A 21,141-nucleotide genomic window follows, 5' to 3' on the forward strand; every position below is an offset into this window, starting at 1 on the left:
CCGGTTATCCACAGTCTTAACTGAAACGCGCCATTCGGGCAGTCTTGCCGAGGTTATCCACAGGGCTCCCCGAGAAGCCCTTCAGCAGGGGCACAATCGAGTCATGAGACTGCGAGTGACCGTTGTGGTCTACGAGATCGAAGTGCCAGCAGTGGATGTCGAGATCGAGGCGTCCACCGGCACGACGTTCGGGGCGGTCGCGAGTCAGCTGGCTCTCCTGGCGCCCGGCCGGGCCGATCGCCCGATCCGGTCCGACAGCCGGGAGTTTCACTGCCTCGGGCGCCCGTTACCGGCAACTCACCCGTTGGGCCTGCCCCCTCTCGTACAGGGGGCGATGCTGGTGCTGGGGGCCGTGGGCCGGTCGGTGCCACGGCCCGGCGGCGCACTCGAACTGCACGTGGTCTCGGGTCCCGACGCAGGGCTGACCCACCCGCTGCTCTCCGACCGGTCCTTGCTGGTCGGCCGGCACGGATCCTGCGACCTCCCGTTGGCCGACCCCGGGCTGTCCCGTCGTCATGCCGAGATCGGTATCTCGGGCGGGGTCACGACGGTCCGCGACCTACTGTCCGCCAACGGAACCTGGCTGCTCGACGAGAAGGTGGGTCCGGCCGGGCAGGCTCTGCCCACCGGAACCGCTCTCCGCCTCGGTGGCAGCACGCTGGTGGTGCGGGCCCCCGACCGCCCGGTCGCAGCGGTGCTGCCGGACGGGGCCGGGCATCTTCTGGTGAACCGAAGGCGCGCCCTGCACGGGCCCAGGCCCGGCTCGACGATCGAGATGCCGACTCCGGCAACCTCTCCAGCGCGTGCCCATCTCCCCTGGCTCATGGTTCTCGCCCCGTTGTTCCTGGCCGTACCGGCCGCGCTGATCTGGCGTCAGCCCGCCTATCTGCTCATCGCCGTGCTGAGCCCTCTGCTGATGCTGGCGCAGTACACGTCAGATCGCCGTCGGGGTCGCAAGGAGGGCAGACAACGGGCTGCCGACCACGAACTGGCCCAGCAGAAGGCGGAACGATCGCTGACCCAGGCACTGGTTGCCGACCTCGAGTATCTGGAGACGGCTCATCCCGACCTGGCTCGCCTGGCCACCACCGCGCGGGTTCCCACAGACGAACTGTGGCAGCGCACCCGGGAGCAACCGGCCGGGCTCACGGTCCGCCTGGGACGCGGTCCGGCTCCTTCGAACGTGACGGTCCGGGGGCCGCACACCGGCGGCCTGTCCGGCGCTGCCGAAGCCCGGCAACTGCACCCCGACGCGCCCGTCGTCCTCGACCTGGCCGAGTTCGCCGTGATCGGGATCAGCGGTCCTCGCGACCTGGTTCTGGGAACTGCCCGATCGATCGTCGGGCAGCTCGTCGTTCTTCACTCCCCCCTCGACCTGCTGGTGAGCCTGTGTCAGGCTCAGCCACTGAAAGTCCGGCACGGAGAGCCAGGAACCGTTGCCGGCGAATGGGACTGGCTCGCCTGGTTACCGCATCACACAGCTGCCTCAGCACTGGACAACCGGCCCGGCAGGTTGCAGGTAATGGTGCTGGACGGCGCCCAGCGTCAGCGCAGCCGTGCCGAGATCGCGCAGCTTCTGACCCGGGCCGACAGCCAGGCACACCGCCCCGGCAGTTCCGCGGCCGGCATCGTGGTGATCTGCCTGGAGCAGGACGAGCCGTCGCTCCCACTCGAATGCGCGGCCACCGTCGTCCATTCCGGGTCAGAGACCAAGGCAGTCCTGCGGCGTGTGGGACACGTTCCCTTGACCTTTCGGGCCGACCTGGCCGGCGCCGACTGGGCCGACCGTCTCGCCCGGGTCCTCGCGCCCCTGCGCGACGCCACGTCGGACGGGGCCGGCGCCCTCCCCAGCCAGGTGCGGTTGCTCGACCTCGGCCGATCGCGCGGCCGGCCAGAGTCGCTGAGCACTGCCGAACTCGCCGGGAGCTGGTCTGCGTCCGCCCAACGTCCGGCGGCCGGGCCTCAGGCCGTTCTAGGGATGTCGGCCGCAGGGCCGGTGCGCGTATCACTCGCGACCGACGGCCCGCACCTACTGATCGGCGGAACCACCGGCGCCGGCAAGTCCGAGCTCCTGCAGACCCTGATCGCCTCGCTGGCCATCGGCTCCGGGCCGGACCGGCTGACCTTCCTCCTGGTCGACTACAAAGGTGGTGCCGCCTTCCAGGCCTGCAGCGACCTGCCCCATGTAGGAGCCCTGCTCACCGATCTGGACAAGCAGTCCGCACGCCGCGCCCTCACCTCTTTCAACGCCGAACTGCGCCGACGCGAACGCCTGCTGCTGGAGGCCGGTTGCACCGACATCGCCGGCTACGACGAGGCCCGGCTCAGCGACGGCTCCCTGCCCCCCATGCCCCGGCTGGTGGTGGTCGTCGACGAGTTCCGGGTCCTCGTCGAGGAGCTCCCCGAGTTCGTCGCCGGTCTGGTCCGGATCGCCACGGTGGGCCGCTCCCTCGGGGTGCACCTGGTGCTGGCCACACAGCGTCCCGCAGGAGTCGTCTCGCCCGACATCGCCGCGAACATGAACCTGCGCATCGCCCTCCGGGTCCGGGACGCCGCCGATTCTCATGACCTGATCTCAGACCCCGCGGCGGCCGGACTTCCCCGCATTCCTGGTCGAGCGTTGCTCCGGATCGGCGGCGACGGGCTCATCGAGTTCCAGACCGCTCAGGTCAGTGGAAAAGTTCTGGAAGGGGCCGTCGAAACACCGCCGAGAGTCCGTCGTCTCGAACCGGGAAGCGATTCCGCCGCAGGGCCACCGGACGCCTATGCGCAACTGCCGGAACCCGGACATCAGAGCGACCTGGAACGCGTCGTGACGGCAACGAAGGCCGCGGCGGCCGCAACGGGGCAGGCCAGGGCCCGCGCGCCCTGGCTCCCGGAACTGCCCACCGACCTCGAACTGGGCCGGATGGCCTCCGCCGCGACCGGTCGGGGCCTGCCGTTCGGCCTTATCGACAGGCCGGAGCAGCAGCACCAGGAACCTGCGGTCTGGGACCTGACCGCCGGCCACCTGGCGGTAGTAGGCGCACCGCGTTCGGGACGTTCCACATTGCTGCGCTCCCTCGGGGCCGTCGCCTCCCAGGTCGCCACCGACCAGGGGGCCACCGCCGTCCACTGTTACGCGCTCGATCCGGCTGGCCGGCTCAGCGACCTGGAACAGATGGGCTGGGCCCACGCAGTGGTCCGACCGGACGATCACGAACGCTCGAGTCGTCTCCTGCGCAGGCTCCGTGGCGAACTTGTGCATCGGCAGGCCGAGCGCACCGCCGCCGCACCGATCGTGCTCCTGGTCGACGGCTGGGAGGCGGTGACCTCGGCATGGTCCGAACCCGGTCTGGTCGATCTGCACGACGACCTGGTCAGGCTGCTGCGCGACGGAGCCGGGTCAGGTATTTGCCTCGCCGTGGCCGGCGGTATCTCCCTGCTCACCGGGTCGTACTCCTCTTTGTTCGCGCACCGGCTGGTCCTGAGACTGCCGGACCCGACCGAGGCGGCGATGCTCGGGATCCCGGCTGGGCCGGCTCGGTCCACCGGCACCGGTCCACCCGGTCGCGGAGCATGGCTGGCTGCCGGAGAGGGAGAGTTCTGCCTTCTTCAGGTCGCCCGGGCGGCCGAGACACCCAGGCACCGGCCGGGCGCAGATCATCCCTGGCACATACCTGCGCTGCCGACCCGGCTCTCCCGCTCCGATCTGCCTCCGGTAGGTATCCATGAACGTTGCTCCCGCGGCTCAGTACCGATCGGCATCGGCGGCGACCGGGTCCATGCGGTGCGGGTGGATGTCCTGGCCGCGCCCGTGACAGTGATTCTCGGTTCCCGGGGCAGCGGGCGGAGCACAGCTCTGCGCAGCTTGTACGAGGGTCTGGTGGAGCAGGGAATCTCCTCCGTCCTACTGCCGGGGCATGAACTGCGTGGCCCGGGAGCTGCGGAGGCATTGGCCCGGCACCTGGCCGGGCCTGACAACCGGCCTGACAACCGGCCGGGCAAGCCGGTGCTCCTGCTGGACCTGCCGTGCGGGCCTGACCAGCCCGGGCCGGACACCGACCGGCTCACCGAGGTCCTCGCGCTGCACCTGGGCAGAGACGACCACGGTGCGGGCCACCTCGTGCTCACGGCTTCGGCCGCCGAGGTCCTCGGCGCCTACCGAGGTGTCCTCACGCTGGCCCGCGATGCACGTCAGGGCCTGGTCCTGGGCGGGACCGCCCCGGCCGACGGCGAGGTCCTCGGGGTCCGGCTCCCCCGCCGACCGGCCGGACCTCCCGGGCGGGGTGTGCTGATCGCCCGGGGAACGGTGACTGCCGTGCAGGTGGCCCGCCCGACGGATACGCCCCTCGACGACGGCGACGGTGAGATGGTGGATCCAGAAGACCAGAACCCGCCGAAGAGCGATCAGATCTTGGCCGAAAGCTCGATTTCGCTCAGCGACAGACCGCAGTCAGGGGTGATTCATCGATCACTCTTGGGCTCGACCTGAGACCAGTGTGACGATACGCAAGCACCGTCCAGCAGGTTGTCACGTTCAGCAACGAGCACGGAAAAGTGCGCCGACGAGTGCGTCGGTTACGTCGACATACACAACTCAGTGTGTTCTATCCTTGCCGCATGGTGACATTGGTCTCGTTCAGTAACGAACGAACCGCACACCGCTACAGCACGGCGCGTCCTGGGTGGTCAGGGAAGGGTGTGAGCACGATTTCGCTCGGCAGCCGCTCCGAGACCGTCCGGAGTACAGACACCGTCGACCTGCGCGTGCCCGCCGATCCGGCGTACCTGGCCATGATCAGAACCGCGACGGCCGGCCTGGCCACGCGACTCGATCTGACCCTGGACGAGATCGAGGATCTGCGGATCGCGGTCGACGAGGCCTGCTCGCTCCTGCTGCGGGGGCGCTCGCACCCCGGCCGGACGCTCGTGGCCGGCTTCGAGGTGGGCCCGCCCGGCAGCGGGAGGCTCTCCATCCTCATCACCGGCCCGCTCAGCCAGCTCCCCGAAGGGCAGGGCTACGCATGGTCCGTGCTCAAGGCGCTCGCCGGTGAGGTACTCACCGGCCTCGGTGAGAACGGCGCATGGATCAAGCTGACGTACGTCGGACGGGGAGACCAGTGATCCAGCAGCAGGAGACGACGCTGAGCGTGCTGCAACGCACCCCCCGCAGGGACGATGCCCCGGACAGCGACAACCCACGGGCCGCCGGGCCACAGGACGAGCCTGCACTCGCCGGGCAGCCCAGCCCCGGAACGGTCGCCGATCCGGTCGACGGTCCGGCCGCCGGGCCCGCACCCGTCCAGGTGCCCGAGCGCACGGTCCCGGCGCACGAGGTCGCGGCGCGACTGCGTGAGCAGGACAGCGATCTGGACGAGGCCGCAGAGGCAGCGACCGAGGTTCGGCGGCGTGGGCGTCACGTCCGGGAAGATGCCGTCGACGCGCCACCCCCGGCGGATCCGAATCTGCTCCGGCTGGCCGCACTGCCCAAGACCGATCCGCAGTACCAGCAGCTGCGCCGGACCGTGATCGAGGCCCACCTCCCCCTCGTGCACCACCTCGCCCAACGCTTCAAAGGCCGCGGCGAACCCTACGACGACCTCGTCCAGGTCGGAACCATCGGCCTCCTGCACGCCGTCGACCGCTTCGACCCCCAACGCGGAGCCTTCGCCGCCTTCGCCGTCCCCACCATCGTCGGAGAGATCCGCCGCCACTTCCGCGACCGCGGCTGGGCCATGCGCATCCCCCGCCGCATCCAGGACCTCGGCCGCCGCGTCTCCGAAGCCCGCGAAACCCTCACCCACACCCTCGACCGCTCCCCCACCGTGCAGGAGATCGCCCAGCACCTCGACGTCGACGCCGACATGGTGATCGAGGCGCTGGACACAGCCAGTGCCTACATCACCGTGCCGCTGCCCACCACGGCGGAGGAGTCGGACCGGATGGGCAAGTCGTTCGAGGACGCCGGGCTGGAACTGGTGGAACAACGCGAGACCCTGCGCCCCCTCCTGGCCCGGCTGCCCGAACGGGAGCAGCGGATCCTGGAGCTGCGGTTCGGCAAGGGCCTGTCGCAGGCTCAGATCGCCACCGAGGTGGGCGTGTCCCAGATGCACGTCTCCCGGCTGCTCACCAAGAGCCTGAACATCCTGCGCAGCGGACTCACCGAAGAACTCTGACCGACGACAGACCGGGCGTCACGGGTCTCCCGTGACGCCCGGTCCGCGTTTGGCGCCGTGGGGACCACGGACGTCCTTTAATGCCCCTCAGGTGAGCGCAGGGGCGCCGGGCCCCTGGCGGGCCCCACAAGCCCCCTCAGGCGGGCGCGTCCTCTTCACGTGCGATCACGTGACCGCCGGCGATCAGGAAGAAGACGACGACCGCGATGGCAAGGATGGGAATGCCGTAGTACCAATAGGCGCTTGCAGAAACCGGCATGCCTATCCCGGCCTGAAGCAGCTGCCACGTCAGAACCGGCCCTCTGGTCCAGCGGGCGCCCTGCCGTAGACCGCGCACACAGCCGGCCAGGGCCACTCCAATCAGACCGGCTATGACCGCCAGACCGAGGGCGTTGGCCGGCCGCTCCGCCCCTAGTCCCTCGATCACCAGCAGCACCGTCCCGGCCAGCAGCGCCAGCGCCTCGAGCCCCACCAGGACCGCGACCAGCAGGCGAAGGCCGTCGCGACCCTCCGGACCTTCCTGGTCCCGCCCGGCCGGGCTTTCCTGCCTCGGCATCGGATACATCCTCTCCCTCATCATCCATTCACCCGATAGCGATTAAACGCGCTACCGTAAAAACCGAGCGCGCCACGGTTCCCGGCCCGCGAGGACCGTTCCGCCGCAACGAATGTCACAACCGCATCAGCCCAGACTTAAGGGCTGCGAAAAGCATTCTTCCGGCGATGCACCCGGTCGGCCCTATTGGGGTCTTTTGGGCACTTCGGCCTGCGAACCCGTCGCGCGTGCGTCAATATAAGGGTCAGAGAAGGCACAGATCACTCTGCGTGGAACACCCAGAAGAATCCTGACACCACTCTTCTGGCCCTTTCACGGGGTGCACTCAGGAATGTACGCCCCGTGCGAACACGTTCACCTAATGCGTTCTTTGCCCCACACTCAGGGTCACAGAACGGATACGACAGATCCGAACCGACGTCCGACCAGGCAGATTCTGCCTAAGCAATGACCAGCTACGTATATACGCAGCGTGTTCTAACGACTACAGTCCTGCACCGTGACCGTGGGCAACGAAAGGTCGCTCAGATCACTCGGGGAAAACCCTTGTGAACGCGGGCACAAGCGTGTGAGGCTTGACGTTAGATCCGGTGGGAGCAAGCAAATCGCTACCACCGATGGCCGGGAACTCTCCGGCCACCTGGGCCACACCCCGTAAACCGGGGGCAGGCCACACACCCATGAGGCCAGGCGTCTGCCGCCGTGCCTCGTACCGTATACGACCGCCCACCCGGGCGTGAGGAGTGGACGATCCCATGGACTGGCGCCATGAGGCAGCTTGCCTCGAGGAGGACCCGGAGCTGTTCTTCCCGATCGGGAACACCGGCCCCGCGATTCTTCAGATCGAGGAAGCCAAGGCTGTTTGCCGTCGATGCGAGGTCGTCGAGACGTGCCTTCGCTGGGCCATCGACTCCGGCCAGGACGCCGGTGTCTGGGGTGGCCTTTCGGAGGACGAGCGTCGCGCGCTGAAGCGCCGTAACGCTCGGGCCCGTCGCGCCGGCTGACTTTCGTCAGCCACCGTGGACCAGGCCGGCGCGGGTACTGCGGTCACTCAAGCACGTTCGGCCGAATCGCCTGACACAATCGGCGATCGGCAGTTGCAACGTCAGCAGTCGAACGACCGCAGTACCTGCCGCCGCTTCTCGGCGACACAGAGAACAGATCAGCAGTACCCGCTGCCGGGGTTCAGTCAGACAGCCCGCGGCAGCAGCACTTAGGCAAGCCTTCGCAGGGCAACAAAGCCGCAACGCATCGATCACGATCCGAAAGCGCCTGCCGTAGCGGGCCAATCAGGAATCAGGTCGAGCACCGAGTACCGGCGCCGACAGCGCGACACCGAAGAGCACCGCACCCCCACAGGTTTCTGAACCTGATTCGGATGTTGCCCGTGTCACGCTCTCCGCCGGTCACTGCGTGTCCCGGAGCATCACCACGTGGATGCCCCGGGACATCGTATGTTTGGGGGAGATCAGCCCTCGGGCAGCTCTTCGCGGGAGACCGCTGCGGCCGCCTTGCGCAGGGTCACCTCGACGATGACATCGGTGCCCCCTTCGGGAGCCGGCGCCCAGGAGATACGGCCCCGCATCTCACCGCTCACGAGCGCCTGCACGATCTGTGTCCCCAGCCCGGACTGACCGGCGCGGAACTCCTCGGGCAGCCCCGTGCCGTCGTCGCGGATGGTCACCCGAAGGTCGGCGGCGTTGCGCTCGACGATCAGCGTGACCGTTCCGCCCCGCTCCCGGAAGCCGTGTTCGACTGCGTTCGTGACCAGTTCGGTGAGCACCAGGGCGAGAGGGGTGGCATTCTCGGCCCTTAATTCACCGAAACGGCCCTCTCTGCGGATCTTCACCGATGTCGACGGTGCGGCCAGCTCGACCGCCAAGGACAACGTGCGCCCCACCACGTCGTCGAAGTCGACCTTCTCGCCGAAGCCCTCGGAAAGGGTCTCGTGCACCAGCGCGATCGTGGAGACCCGCCGCATCGCCTCCTGCAGGGCGCCCCGGCCCTCCGGGGACTTGATCCGCCGCGCCTGAAGGCGCAGCAGGGCCGCGACGGTCTGAAGGTTGTTCTTGACCCGGTGGTGTACCTCCCGGATCGTCGCGTCCTTGGTCAGGAGTTCCTGCTCGCGCCTGCGCAGCTCGGAGATCTCGCGGACCAGCAGCAGTGCCCCGGTCCGTTCCCCGGCCGTCTTCAACGGCACCGCGCGCATCGACAACGTGGCCCCGTGGTTCTCGATGTGGCTGCGCCAGGGCGCCCGGCCCATCAGCACCAGCGGCAACGACTCGTCCACCAGGCCGGGCTGGTCGAGCAGCGAGGTGACGATCTCGGAGAGGCTGTGGTCGACCACCTCGCCGAAGTGCCCGAGCCGGTGCAGGGCGGACACCGCGTTCGGGCTGGCGTAGGTGACCTTGCCGTCCTTGTCCATCCGGATCAGGCCGTCCCCGACCCGGGGAGCGCCCCGGCGGGGGCCGCTCGGGGCGCCGGGGGCGGGGAACTCGCCCTCGCAAATCATCCGGGTGAGCTCGTCGGCGCACTGCAGATAGGTCAGTTCCAGGCGGCTGGGAGTCCGGGCCGCCGAGAGGTTGGTGTGCCGGGCCAGGACGGCGATCGCCCGGCCGGCCCGCAGCACGGGCACGGTCTCTTCCCGGACGGTCACGTCCTCCTGGTAGTCGGTGCCTCGCTCCCGGCAGATCCGCAGCTGCTCGTAGGCCCGGTCGAGCAGCGGACGCCGGCCCGCGTCGACCACGGTGCCCACGACGTCGTCGTAGTACACCGTCACGCCGGTGCTCGGCCGGCAGTGCGCCACGGCGACCCAGCCGCCGTCGTCCTTACGCGGGACCCAGAGCACGAGGTCGGCGAACGACAGGTCGGACAGCAGCTGCCAGTCGCCGGTGAGCAGTTGCAGCCACTCGAGGTCGGCCTGGCCGAGGTGGGTGTGCTTGGCGACCAGGTCTTTCATCGTGGGCATGCGATCACTCTAACTATGGGTCGTAGTAGACACCCGGTGGCGGTGGGCCGGCGGCGGTGAAGAAGTCCGCCGCCGACCTCACATCCGGGCCCTTCCGGAACGTCTACAGGGCATGAGGGTCGTCAGGCCGGGATCACACGATGCTCCGCAGCGAACGCAGCACCACCGAGAGCGGCGCCACGTCCGGCGTGGGCAGGCGCAGCACCTCCTCCAGCGTCGAGCGCACCCGCACCAGTCGGTCGCCGTTGGCCTGCTCGAACTCCTCGATCCGGCTCGCCGGCTCGCCGGGCCCCGTGCGGGTGAGCACGGCCACGGTGAGCGACTCGAGCGCGGCGTAGAGGTCTGCCCGGAGCGCGGCCCGGGCCTGCATCTGCCAGTGGTCGCTGCGCGGCAGGCTGGAGATGCGCCGCAGCAGGCCCTGGCCTCCGTAGCGCTCCGACAGGGTCAGGTAGACCCGGGCCACCTCGGCCGGGTCGGCCCCCACCTGGCCGGCGATCTGGGCGATGTCCAGCAGCATGTAGCGGGTCAGCAGACCGGCCGCCTGGCGGGCCAGGGGCTCGGGCACCCCGTGCCGCTTCCACTCCTCGATCTCGGCCACCAGCACGGTGCGCTGCTCGGGCCCGACCAGCTCGGGGATCTGCGGGGCCAGCTCGGCGACCACGGGCCCGAAGCGGGCCACCTGGGCGGCGATGTCGATGGTGCCCGGCACGGCCTGGATGAACCAGCGGGCGGCGCGGTCCAGCAGCCGGCGGAACCCCAGGTACAGCGACGACTGGTCGTGGGTGGAGAGCAGACCGTCCAAGGCCTCCACCGAGCGGGCGAAGTCCTCGAAGCCGAAGATCTCCCGGGCCACGATGTAGGCGCGGGCGATCTGCTCGGGCTCGGCCCCGGTCTCCTCCTGGCAGCGGAACGCGAAGGTGATGCCGCCTCGGTTGATCATGTCGTTGACCAGGCAGGTAGTCACGATCTGGCGGCGCAGCGGGTGTGCGGCCAGGGCGTCGGCGTAGGCCTCACCGATCTGCGGCGGGAAGTACCCGGTGAGCACCCGGTCCAGCCACGGGTCGTCGGGCAGCGCGGTGTCCACGATGTCCTCGGTCAGGGTGAGCTTGGCGTAGGCCACCAGCACCGAGAACTCCGGCGAGGTCAGGCCCAGCTCGGCGGCCTGCCGCTCGGCCAGGGTGGCGTCGTCCGGCAGGAACTCCAGCGCGCGGTCCAGCGCCCCCCGCGCCTCCAGGGCCTGGATGAAGCGCTGGTGCACCGGCAGCATCCCGCGCGACTGGCGGCGGGCGTTGCCCAGCAGCACGTTCTGCTCGTAGTTGTCGCGCAGCACCAGCCGGGCCACGTCGTCGGTCATCGAGGCCAGCAGCTGGGTGCGCTCGCCCACGTCCAGGCGCCCGGCGGTGACCAGGGCGTCCAGCAGGATCTTGATGTTGACCTCGTGGTCGGAGCAGTCCACCCCGGCGGAGTTGTCGATCGCGTCGGTGTTGACCCGCACTCCGCAGAGCGCGGCCTCCACCCGGCCGAGCTGGGTCAGGCCGAGGTTGCCGCCCTCCCCCACCACCCGGGCGCGCAGCTGCCGGCCGTCCACCCGGATCGCGTCGTTGGCCTTGTCACCCACGTCGGCGTGGCTCTCGTCCGAGGCCTTGACATAGGTGCCGATGCCGCCGTTCCAGAGCAGGTCCACGGGGGCGCCGAGAATGGCCTTCATCAGCTCGTTCGGGGTCATCGCACTCTGTCCGGCAGGGATGCCGAGACGCTGCGCGACCTGCGCGGAGACAGGTACCGACTTCGCCGTGCGGGGGAAGACGCCGCCCCCCTCGCTGATCAGGGCGGTGTCGTAGTCGGCCCAGCTCGAGCGCGGCAGCTGGAACAGCCGGGCCCGCTCGGCGTACGAGCTCTCGGGGTCGGGGTCCGGATCGAGAAAGATGTGCCGGTGATCGAACGCGGCCACCAACTGCAGGGCCTTGGACAGCAACATGCCGTTGCCGAACACGTCGCCGCTCATGTCGCCGACCCCGACCGCGGTGGTCCTCATCGTCGCCACGTCGTGGCCCAGTTCGCGGAAGTGGCGGTCGACGCTCTCCCAGGCGCCGCGAGCGGTGATGCCCATGACCTTGTGGTCGTAGCCGACCGAACCGCCGGAGGCGAACGCGTCGCCCAGCCAGAAGCCGTAACCGGCGGCCACCTCGTTGGCCAGGTCCGAGAACGCCGCTGTGCCCTTGTCCGCCGCGACCACCAGATAGCTGTCGTCGCCGTCGTGCCGGAACACCCGGGGCGGAGGCACGATCCGCTGGCTGCCGTCCTCCTGCGTGGCCCGGTTGTCGGTGACGTCGAGCAGCGAGCCGATGAAGCTGCGGTAGCAGGCGATGCCCTCGGCGAGCCAGGCGTCACGGTCGACCGCGGGATCCGGCAGCCGCTTGGCCACGAACCCGCCCTTGGCACCGGTCGGCACGATCACCGCGTTCTTCACCATCTGCGCCTTGACCAGGCCGAGGATCTCGGTGCGGAAGTCCTCGCGCCGGTCGCTCCAGCGCAGGCCGCCCCGGGCCACCGCCCCGAACCGCAGGTGCACCCCTTCCACCCAGGGCGAGTACACGAAGATCTCGTGTGCCGGGCGGGGGGCAGGAAGTTCCGGCACGGCTCGCGGGTCCAGCTTGAAAGCCAGCGCGCGGCGGATTCCGGTGGCCGGCTGGGCGTCGTCCTCGAAGAGGTAACGGTTCGTGCGGGTGGTGGCCTGGATCAGGGCCAGGAACGAGCGCAGGATGCGGTCCTGGTCGAGGCTCGAGACCTCGTCCAGCGCCGCCGAGATCTTCGCGACCAGGGCGAGGCTCTCCGCCTGCCGGCTCTCGGCGTCCGGCCCGGTGGCGTCCTGCCCACCGAACCGGTCCGGGTCGAAACGGGTTTCGAACAGGTCCACGAGCAGCACGGCGATCTGCGGGTTGGAGACCAGGCAGTCACCGATGTAGTCCTGACCGAACGTGGAGCCGGTCTGGCGCAGGTAGCGGGCGTAGCCGCGCAGCACCGAGACCTGACGCCAGTCCAGGCCGGCCACCAGCACCAGCCGTTCGAAGCCGTCGCTCTCGGCGTCGCCCCACCAGGCCGACTCGAACGCTTCGCAGAACAGCCGGTGCAGACGCTCGTAGGTGGTGAGGGCGCCGGTCACCACCGGCCGGGCACCGCGCAGGCCGAAGTCGTAGATGTAGCCCTTGCGCCCGGAGGCCGAGCTGAAGGCGTAGGGCCGTTCGTCGACCACCTCGACGCCCAGATTGGTCAGGTACGGCAGCACCGCCGACAGCGACAGCGGCTCGCGGCGGTACAGCACGAACCGGTGCTCCCCCGGGGCCGCGTCGCGCGGTTCGTAGAGCTTCACGCCGAGTACCGCGGCACGGCCCTCCGCCGCGTCCATCCCGTTCAGTCGGCACAGGTCCTCGACCGCGGTGCGGGGCTCCACGTCCACCCGGTAGGCCTGACCGATGCCAGAACCCCACTCGCGCACCAGCCGGGCCCCGTCCGCGTCGCCGACCTGCCTGGCCGCGGCCTCGGCGAAGTCGTCGTCCCAGCTCCGGGTCAGCTGCACCAGCTTTTCCTCGAGCGCCGGAAGGTCGAGGTCGGGCACCGCCGCCCCGGGCTGCACCCGCACCACGAAGTGCAGGCGGGCCAGGACGGATTCGGTGACCCGCGCGGTGTAGTCGGCGGTCTGGGCGCCGATCGCCTCACGCAGCACCCGCTCGATCGCCAGCCGTACCGAGGTGACGTACCTGTCCCGGGGCAGGAAGACCAGGCAGGAGACGTAGCGGCCGTAGTCCTCCACCCGCAGGAAGAGCCGGGTACGCCGGCGTTCCTGCAACTGCATCACGGTCATCGCGATCCAGGCGAGCATCTCGGAGTGGATCTCGAACAGCTCGTCGCGGGGGTAGGCCTGCAGGATCTCGAGCAGGTCCTTGCCCGAGTGGCTGTCCGGCGAGAACCCGCCCGCCGACAGCACCGCCTCGGCCTTGCGGCGGATCACCGGTACGTCGCGCACGTCGGCGGTGTAGGCCGACGACGCGTACAGGCCGAGGAAACGACGTTCCCCGGTCACCCGGCCGTTCTCGTCGAAGGTCTTCACCCCGATGTAGTCGAGGTAGCCGGGCCGGTGCACGGTGGAGCGCGAGTTCGCCTTGGTCAGCACCAGCAGCGTCTGCTGCCGGGCCTCGACCTGGGCCTGCGGGGTGAGGGTGCGCGCGGCGCGGGCGTTCTGGTCGTGCCGGAGCACGCCCAGGCCGGATCCGGTGCGGGCGATCAGCAGGTTCTCGCCGTCGCGCTCGATCAGGTCGTACTCGCGGTAGCCGATGAACGTGAAGTGCCCGGCGGCCAGCCAGCTCAGCAGCTCCGCGGCCTCGTCCACCTCGGCCCGGGCCGGGCCGGTGGGCGGCGTGCTCTGCAGGTCGTGGGCGATCCGGTCGGCGGTGGCGCGCATCTTCGGCCAGTCCTCGACCGCCACCCGCACGTCGTCCAGCACCCGACGCAGGCCCCGCTCCATCGCCGCGACGCGCTCCGGGTCGGTCTCCCGGCCCACCTCGACGTGGATCCACGACTCGGCCCGGGCGTCGCGCGGCAACGGCCGGCCACTCGCCCCGGCGGCCCGGGCGGCGGCCAGGTGGGGTTCCACCTGCAGAATCTCGAGGAGCGTGCCGGTGACGTCCCGGCGCACCACGAACTGCGGGTGGATCGTCATCTGGAGCTCACACCCCAGCCGGGCCAGCTCGGCGTTCACCGAGTCGACGAGGAACGGCATGTCCTCCACGACGATCTCGATGACGGTGTTGCCGCACGACCAGCCGTGGCTTTCCTCGGTGGGGGTGAACACCCGCACCAGGGCCGTGCCCTCCGGCCGGACCGCGGCCAGTTCACGGTGCGACAAGGCCAGTCCGGCCAGCTCGGCCGGACCGCGCTCACGCAGGTCGTCGAGGGCGACGTTGCGGTAGTAGCGCGACAGGAACTCCCCCGGGTCATCGGGCCGGCGGCCCGGTGGCTCCTGGGCGGACAGCTCCCGCCCCGCCTTCTGGGCGCCCGCAAGCAGCGCCTCCCTGTCCCCTTCCGTCGTCGGCAACGTCAAAGGAACACCCGGCATCACGCGGCACCCCAGAACATGTGAGAGAGAACCCAATGCGCGGTGGCCACGCCACCGGCGCGACCTCCGAAGCGTGACCCTACCCTTGCCTGCGACGGCGACCAGCCGACAACGCGGTCCGGTCGCCCGAACGGTCTCGCCGATTCGATCGGGCCGTCGTCCGTATGAGCCGAAAGGTTGTCACCCGTGCGCGTATCCGCTGACATGCACTACCGAGCCGATCCAGCCCGCGTTTTCGCGATGCTCACGAACCAGGAGTTCCAGGAGCGCAAGGTGGGACGGATCTCCAAAGGTGCCTGGGACGTGCGGGTGCAGCGGGAAGGCGACACGGCCGTGATCGTCAGCCACCGCACGCTGCCGCCGGAGGTCGTCCCGGACGCCTTCAGGGCGATGATCAGCACCACTATCACCATCACCCAGACCGAGAAGTGGGGTCCGGCGGCGCCGGACGGCAGCCGGTCCGGAAGCATCGACGTGGAGCTGAGCGGTGTTCCGGTACGCCTGACCGGTGCTCTGTCGCTGGCCCCGGCCCCCGACGGGGGCTGCCGCGAGCAGGTCACCGGCGAGCTGAAGGCGAAGATCCCGCTGTTCGGCGGCAAGGTCGAGAAGGCGGCCGAGCCCGCGGTGCGGGCGGCGATCGATGCCGAGGGGCGGATCGGCGAACAGTGGCTGGCCGAACACGCCTGAGCCGGCCCGATCCGCCTGAGCAGGTCAGAGCAGGTCTGAGCAGGCCTGGGCAGGTCTGAATCAGGTGAGCGGGCACTACCCGCCGGACGACGGCGGCTCGTGGCCACCGTCGTCCTCAATCAGGCTCTTGTGCGACGAACGGAACTCAGTCGGCGATCAGGTCGTCGATCTCGCTGATGTCGTACCAGAGCAGGTCGCAGGCCCCGGCCTCCTCGAGCAGGAACTGGGCGTCCTCGTCGCCGGCGTCGGCCGCGGTCAGGGCCCCGATCGCGGCGAGCATCGTGTCCTCGGACTCCAGCTCGTCGACGTGCAGGCTGACCACGTCGGTGAGCGGTACCTCGATCTCGAGGTTGACCGACGACCGGTAGGGGCCGCCCGGTCGTACCGCCTTGGCCGGCACGTCGAGGGCCATCACGATGCGGCGCGGCGAGCGCGGGTCCTGGGCGAGCATCCGCAGGGAGGCCTCGGCGGCCTCCGTCAGTGCGGCGAACTCCAGGCTCTCCACGTCGTCGTCGGTGTACCACTCCCGGATCGCCGACGTCACCGCGTGCGCCGGCAGCGGCGCGGAGTCGGCCGCGTCCGGGTTGAGCACTCCGCGTTTCGCCGTCTCCGCCAGTGCGGTCAGCGTGGTCGGGACGTACACCCTCGTCATTGGTCCACTTTCGTCTCACTCGTCCGGCGGGACCGCCGGGTCGTCGAGGGCCGTCCGGCCGGAGCGGACGGCACTGCGCAACACCAGCCGTCTCCGGGACGGAGCCATCAGGTTGTGCCCGATCAGCCGCAGGTCGTCGGGGCCCGGACCCAGAACCGTAACCGTCGAACCGGCGCGCTGCACACGCCGGGCCTCATTGATCACGCGTCGCGTGCTCGCGACCCTGACCCGGCGCTCGGTCCGGTCGCGCCAGTCGTCCGGTTCGTCGTAGGACGCGGAGAACATCGGGGCCAGCACGAAGACCTCGTCCAGCCCGGCGCCGGCGGCCAGATCCGCGTTGCTGTTGGACCACATGCCGCCGTCCACGTACCTCCGCCCGAGCAGATCCACCGGCTGGAACCATCCGGGGATGGCACACGATGCCAGCACTGCGTCCGACAAGCCCACCACCGGCGCGCCCGGGGCTCCGAACATCACCCGCCGCCCACTGCTGTAGTCCAGCGCGACCGCCCGATACCGGTCGTGCGGCAGCCACTGCCCGGCCGGGACCGCTGCCTCGATCAGCGCCCGCACCCCGTCCATGGGCTGACGGCCGATGGGGGCCAGCCCGGCCAGCACCGTGATGAACGGCAGTTCGTGCAGAGACCGGCGATTGTTGCGCAGCATCGAGGTGCCGCCCGGACGCAGTCTGGGTAAAGGCGGAGCGGATCCGCCCACCGGCCGGTCCGGGTCGAACGAGTCCCGGATCCGCAGGCCGAACGGGGTCTCGGCGCCCAGCTGCTGCTCGCGCTGCTCGGCGACCGAGACGCCGGCGGCCAGCAGAGCCCCGATGACCGACCCGGCCGACGTCGAGATGATCAGGTCGGCATCACGGGCGTCGATTCCGCGGGCCTCCTCGAGCGCGGTGAGGGCACCGATCAGCCAGGCCGCGCCGAGCACCCCACCACCGCCCAGGACCAGGCCCCAACGACCCCCTTCGGCGATCATCCGGGTACCAGGAGAAGGCAACTGCAGGGCCGGACGCCGGTGGGCGGGATCGATCCGGATGCCGGTGGCCCGCTCGGCCGCCCGCAGGGCGAAGGGCGTTCGGGCGCGCCGCGGTCGCGGCCTCATCAACACCTCCCGGACCGGTGGGGAGCCCCATTTTGGCGGCTGCCGGCCCTCAGCGCAGATCGAGGCCGAACAGGATCTCCAGTTCCTGCACCGTCTCCTGGTAGGAGGTGAAGTGGACCCCGACAAGTCCCAGTTGCGCGGCACCGAGCACGTTCACCCGCATGTCGTCGACGAAAACACACTGCTGCGGCGGTAGTTCGAGGAGCCGGCAGGTGTGCTCGAAAATCTCCGGCTCGGGCTTGCGCATACCCACCCGGCCGGAGATCACGACCTCGTCGAAGGCCCCGATCCAGAGGTGCTCGGGGTAGTGCTCGCCCCACGAGTTCGAGAGCAATGCGGTGCGCAGCCCTGCGGCCCGCGCCCGGCGCAGCAGCCCGACCATGTCCTCGGACAGGGCCTGCAGCCCTTCGAGCATCCGGGCCAGCAGGCCGTCCGCCTCGATCTGGAGCCCCTGCGCGCGCAAGCGGGCCGCCAGGACCTGCTCGAACTCGGCCGGGCTGAGCTTTCCCCGCTCCAGCTCGTGGATCGGGGACTCGGCCTCGTCGACCAGCCCTCGCATCACCTGGGCATAGGCCTCCAGCTCGATGCCTTCGGCCGCGACCCACCGGGTGATGGCCTCGTCCAAGGGAGCGGTCAGCACCCCACCCCAGTCGACGATCAGGCCGCGCAGTTCGCTCGTCTCCATCCGGGCATCGTAGAAGCCGCGAGACGGCGCCCTCACGCGCTGCGCCGGGACCATCGGCCCCGGCGACGGGGTCGGCCGGTCGACGGGGACGGGCCGAACTGACTGACCAGATCGGCCGCCAGGTTCGCGAACGGAAGGCAGGCCGGGGATCCGGGCGCGTGCTCGGTCAGTGACTTGCCGTGCAGCATCGCCGCGTCGAGGACCGGCCGGTCGTCCGGGACCAGGACCACGTCGCTGACACCTGCGTACCGCTGCAGTGCCTCGCTGATCAGGCGGCCGGCCCGGGGCCCGACCGCGGTGTCGCGAACCCGGGTGACCACCACCCGGACGGCGTCGGGGCCGGTCAGATCGGTCAGCTCGGGGAGCCCGGCGATAAGGCGCTGCAGGGCGATGGGTTCGGCCGAGCCGACGGCCAGCACCAGGTCGGCGGCGGAGATCGCGCTGAGGGTGGCGGCGTTGCGGCGTGGGGCGGCGGTGTCGAACATGAGTTCCTCGTCGGCCTCGAGCCCGAACCCCGCGTCGATCACCGTCCAGGCGGCCAGCTTGCGGGCCTGCTCCCAGACCACGTCCAGGGCCGAGGCCCGCAGCTCGGGCCAGCGCCGGGACTGCGGCAGGCCGGTCAGCACCCGAAGGTCGGCGCTCACCGGCGGCGCGAGATCGGCCAGCCTGCCCAGGTCGAGAGCGCCCTGGTTGGCCGCGCGGGCGGCTGCCGCAACACCGGCGGACTCGTCGAGCAGGCCGAGCGTCTGGGCGACGCTGGCACCGTGGGTGTCCGCGTCGATCAGCAGTGTCTCCTGTCCGGCGGCGGCCAGTTGGGACGCCAGGGTGACGGCGACCGTGGTGCGGCCGGGAGCCCCGGCCGGCCCCCAGACAGTGACGATCCGGCCCGGAGGGCGAGGACGCGCGTCGTCCGCCTGGGAATTGGCAGCCGGCGGCCCGGGCAGAGCCCCGGCCGGATCGCCCAGCCCGAGGTCCGCTGCCGAGGTCTGGCCGGACGGACGGCCCAGAAGCTTCTGCTGCCGGGCCAGTTCGGCTACTGCTGTCGTGACCGCTGCGACGATCTCCTCCACCGGAGCGTCGGCAGCCAGGACCGGGTCGACCCCGAGACGGGTCAGGCGCTCGGCCGCGCTTCGGTCGCCCGGAGCGGCAAGGCCGATCACGGCCAGGCCGGCCAGCTGCAGCCGGGTCACCGCATCCCGGTCCAGCCGGTGCAGATCGGCGGAGAGGACGACCGCGTGGGCGAGGCCGGCGGCCGCGGCCGAGAGCAGATCCAGGACGTCGACGCAGCGCCGGACCACGGTGACCCCGGCCGGTGACCTCTCCAGTCCGGAGACCAGGGGTGCCTCACGATCGCCGACCACCGCGGTGAGAACGGTGAGAGTCACGACGCAGTGGCCGGGCGAGGAGTACCGAGCACCGGCAGGACGCTGAGCTTGGCCTCGTTGGCCAGGGCCTCCAGCACCTCGGTGAGGGACTGCTCGGGCACCAGCACCTCCAGCGACCCGGAGCGCCCGGAACTCAGGCCGGTGCCCGGCCCCGAGACCGCGAACACCTCCACCTCGGAGGCGATCTGGCGCGGCGCCTGGTAGCCCTTGCGCGACTGTTCGCGATGCGGGACCGCGGCCCAGATGTCGGCCCGGCCACCGGCCACCAGACCGGCGGGAGGCGGACCGTCGAACGGGATGGCGACCGGACGGACCGCGAGGGTGGCGGCCGAGCCGATCGCCGCCATCGGGATCAGTTCGCCCTCGCCGACGGTGCGCGTGAGCACGGCCCCCACCGGCAGCTGACTGTCCGCGTCCAGGTAGCCCGCGCCCGAGCCCTCCACCCTGACCCGGACCACCTTGAGTACGTCAGCGGTGAGAGCGGTCCCGGGAGGAAGAGTGGTGCGGGCCGCGTAGACCGCCCGCAGCTGCCCGGCCTCGGCCATGAGCCGGGCGCCGGCGGCGACCGACCCGAAGAGCAGGACCAGACCGACGATCAACCGTGGGTCCCGCCAGCCCGGCCTCCGCAACCGTGGCGCCGTAGCCGTCACCGGCGCAAGTTCGGACACCGCCATGCCGCCCCCCTTGAGAAATGCCTACCGATCACGCGGCTCCCACCTGAAATGGGAGCAGAAAGCGACCAAGTGGTCACTGCGTGCGCATATCGTGACAGAAAAAGGACCAAACGGAAGCAGGTTTGGGCGCCCTGTGGACAAAGCGCGATTTGCGCCGGGCTGTGGACAACTCGCGAGCGTCGGCCCCCGGCATGACAGACTGGAGCCCAGATCTGGCCGGCCCGGAGGCCGGTCGCCACCGCCACAGGAGGGCTGCGTGTCTCCCCGCTTCCTCGAACTCGCCGACGTCGCGGAGGAGCTCAGCATCTCCGTGCGACAGGCCTACACACTGGTGCGCAGCGGTGAACTGCCCGCCATCCAGGTCGGCGGCCGGGGTCAGTGGCGCGTCGAGACGGCCGTTCTGGAGGAGTACATCCAGCGCAAGTACGCCGAGACGCGCGAGATGGTGCGCGGCCGCCCTTCCGGCGAGGCCGACTGAGCCGCTCCCCCACCTACCCGTTCAGCGCACCGCCACCACGGCAACCGCCTCGAACGGAACCGTACGCACCTGCCGCACCTCACGGGCCCGTCGCATCGCATCGGGCGGATGGATCGCCAGATCCAGATGGTCGGCACCGACCCGGTCGATCGTGCCGTCCAGATGGCCGGTGGGCCACAGGTCGACGGCCACACCAGCGCGGTCCCGGACGAGTCCTCGCAGCACCGAGTTGAGACGCAGTCGGCGGCCGATCGACTCCCCCGCGGCCAGCGACAGCTGAGACAGGCCGGCGGCCGAAGTCACCGCGTTCACCGGCACCAGCAGGTCACTTTCGCGCCCGGACGCCCGTAACAGGACCCAGTCCTTGCCGACGTCGAGAAGTGTTCCCCGCCGGCTGCTCCCGTCCCTGAGGTCCAGGGTGACGCAGGCGTTCCGATGCGCCCGCAGCCGATCCACGAAGCCGATCCGATCACGCTCACCCCGGACCAGGTCGACCAGATCGGATTCGGCCTCGGACCGTTCCTGTTCCTCGAACCGGCCCTCGAGGTCGTCGAAGAGTTCCTCCCAGCGCATCTGGCGAAGGTTACCTGCGGTAGTCGACAGGCTACGCAAGAACGGACTTATCCACAGGTTTGCCGAGCGGGTGGACGTTCGCTGCGATCTCCGGCGAGA

Annotated in this window: 15 protein-coding genes; 6 read left to right on the plus strand and 9 right to left on the minus strand. The window is 70.2% G+C overall.

Going from position 1 to position 21,141, the window contains the following annotated elements; translation table 11 throughout:
* The first annotated feature begins 103 nt into the window (after positions 1-103).
* The 3 genes from LWF15_RS04850 to LWF15_RS04860 all read left to right on the plus strand — a co-directional run bounded on the left by LWF15_RS04850 (position 104) and on the right by LWF15_RS04860 (position 6,158).
* Positions 104-4,474 carry an FtsK/SpoIIIE domain-containing protein gene (locus tag LWF15_RS04850; RefSeq protein ID WP_232809140.1) on the plus strand — a complete coding sequence of 1,457 codons (4,371 nt, stop codon included), beginning with the start codon at positions 104-106 and terminating at the stop codon, positions 4,472-4,474.
* A gap of 209 nt (positions 4,475-4,683) precedes the next feature.
* Positions 4,684-5,106 carry an ATP-binding protein gene (locus LWF15_RS04855; RefSeq protein WP_232809141.1) on the plus strand — a complete coding sequence of 141 codons (423 nt, stop codon included), beginning with the start codon at positions 4,684-4,686 and terminating at the stop codon, positions 5,104-5,106.
* Positions 5,103-6,158, plus strand: a complete 1,056-nt coding sequence (locus LWF15_RS04860) for a SigB/SigF/SigG family RNA polymerase sigma factor (RefSeq protein WP_232809142.1) — start codon at positions 5,103-5,105, stop codon at positions 6,156-6,158. Before LWF15_RS04855 ends, LWF15_RS04860 begins: the two co-directional genes overlap by 4 nt.
* A gap of 136 nt (positions 6,159-6,294) precedes the next feature.
* On the opposite strand, the gene LWF15_RS04865 is transcribed toward LWF15_RS04860, so the two are convergent.
* Positions 6,295-6,714, minus strand: coding sequence for a hypothetical protein (locus LWF15_RS04865; RefSeq protein ID WP_232809143.1), 420 nt, complete (start codon positions 6,712-6,714; stop codon positions 6,295-6,297).
* 755 nt (positions 6,715-7,469) lie between these two features.
* On the opposite strand from LWF15_RS04865, the gene LWF15_RS04870 reads away from it, so the two are divergent.
* Positions 7,470-7,718: a WhiB family transcriptional regulator gene (locus LWF15_RS04870; RefSeq protein WP_231448232.1), complete on the plus strand. Its 249-nt coding sequence runs from the start codon at positions 7,470-7,472 to the stop codon at positions 7,716-7,718.
* Positions 7,719-8,182: 464 nt separating this feature from the next.
* Here the strand turns inward: LWF15_RS04870 and LWF15_RS04875 are convergent, their stop codons facing one another.
* Together LWF15_RS04875 and LWF15_RS04880 are read right to left on the minus strand one after the other, a co-directional pair.
* Positions 8,183-9,682 (minus strand): sensor histidine kinase, encoded by a 1,500-nt coding sequence (locus LWF15_RS04875; protein WP_232809144.1) that lies wholly within the window; start codon positions 9,680-9,682, stop codon positions 8,183-8,185.
* A 133-nt stretch (positions 9,683-9,815) separates the two neighbouring features.
* On the minus strand, positions 9,816-14,774 hold the full coding sequence (locus tag LWF15_RS04880; RefSeq protein WP_232809145.1) for an NAD-glutamate dehydrogenase: 4,959 nt from the start codon (positions 14,772-14,774) through the stop codon (positions 9,816-9,818).
* Positions 14,775-14,981: 207 nt separating this feature from the next.
* Between LWF15_RS04880 and LWF15_RS04885 the strand changes: the two genes are divergently transcribed.
* The gene (locus tag LWF15_RS04885) at positions 14,982-15,482 is read left to right on the plus strand and encodes a DUF2505 domain-containing protein (protein WP_232809146.1); all 501 of its coding nucleotides are present in this window, start codon (positions 14,982-14,984) and stop codon (positions 15,480-15,482) included.
* A gap of 145 nt (positions 15,483-15,627) precedes the next feature.
* Here the strand turns inward: LWF15_RS04885 and LWF15_RS04890 are convergent, their stop codons facing one another.
* The 5 genes from LWF15_RS04890 to LWF15_RS04910 are packed head-to-tail and all read right to left on the minus strand — an operon-like array spanning position 15,628 to position 19,916.
* Positions 15,628-16,134, minus strand: a complete 507-nt coding sequence (locus LWF15_RS04890) for a DUF6912 family protein (RefSeq protein ID WP_232809147.1) — start codon at positions 16,132-16,134, stop codon at positions 15,628-15,630.
* A gap of 15 nt (positions 16,135-16,149) precedes the next feature.
* Entirely contained in the window at positions 16,150-17,247 is a 1,098-nt protein-coding gene (locus LWF15_RS04895; protein ID WP_232809148.1) for a patatin-like phospholipase family protein, read from the minus strand.
* Positions 17,248-17,296: 49 nt separating this feature from the next.
* Positions 17,297-17,932 carry an HAD family hydrolase gene (locus LWF15_RS04900; RefSeq protein ID WP_232809149.1) on the minus strand — a complete coding sequence of 212 codons (636 nt, stop codon included), beginning with the start codon at positions 17,930-17,932 and terminating at the stop codon, positions 17,297-17,299.
* Between the two features lie 32 nt (positions 17,933-17,964).
* On the minus strand, positions 17,965-19,317 hold the full coding sequence (locus tag LWF15_RS04905; protein WP_232809150.1) for an AAA family ATPase: 1,353 nt from the start codon (positions 19,315-19,317) through the stop codon (positions 17,965-17,967).
* Positions 19,314-19,916: an SAF domain-containing protein gene (locus LWF15_RS04910; protein ID WP_232809151.1), complete on the minus strand. Its 603-nt coding sequence runs from the start codon at positions 19,914-19,916 to the stop codon at positions 19,314-19,316. The genes LWF15_RS04905 and LWF15_RS04910 overlap by 4 nt, the downstream gene beginning before the upstream one ends.
* A gap of 331 nt (positions 19,917-20,247) precedes the next feature.
* On the opposite strand from LWF15_RS04910, the gene LWF15_RS37295 reads away from it, so the two are divergent.
* Complete coding sequence (locus tag LWF15_RS37295; protein ID WP_232809152.1) at positions 20,248-20,469, plus strand: helix-turn-helix domain-containing protein; 222 nt, start codon at positions 20,248-20,250, stop codon at positions 20,467-20,469.
* A 21-nt stretch (positions 20,470-20,490) separates the two neighbouring features.
* Here LWF15_RS37295 and LWF15_RS04920 read toward each other — a convergent pair whose 3' ends face one another.
* Positions 20,491-21,042, minus strand: a complete 552-nt coding sequence (locus LWF15_RS04920) for a hypothetical protein (RefSeq protein WP_232809153.1) — start codon at positions 21,040-21,042, stop codon at positions 20,491-20,493.
* Between the last annotated feature and the right edge of the window lie 99 nt (positions 21,043-21,141).

This window comes from Kineosporia rhizophila (assembly GCF_021277265.1).
GTDB lineage: Bacteria > Actinomycetota > Actinomycetes > Actinomycetales > Kineosporiaceae > Kineosporia > Kineosporia rhizophila.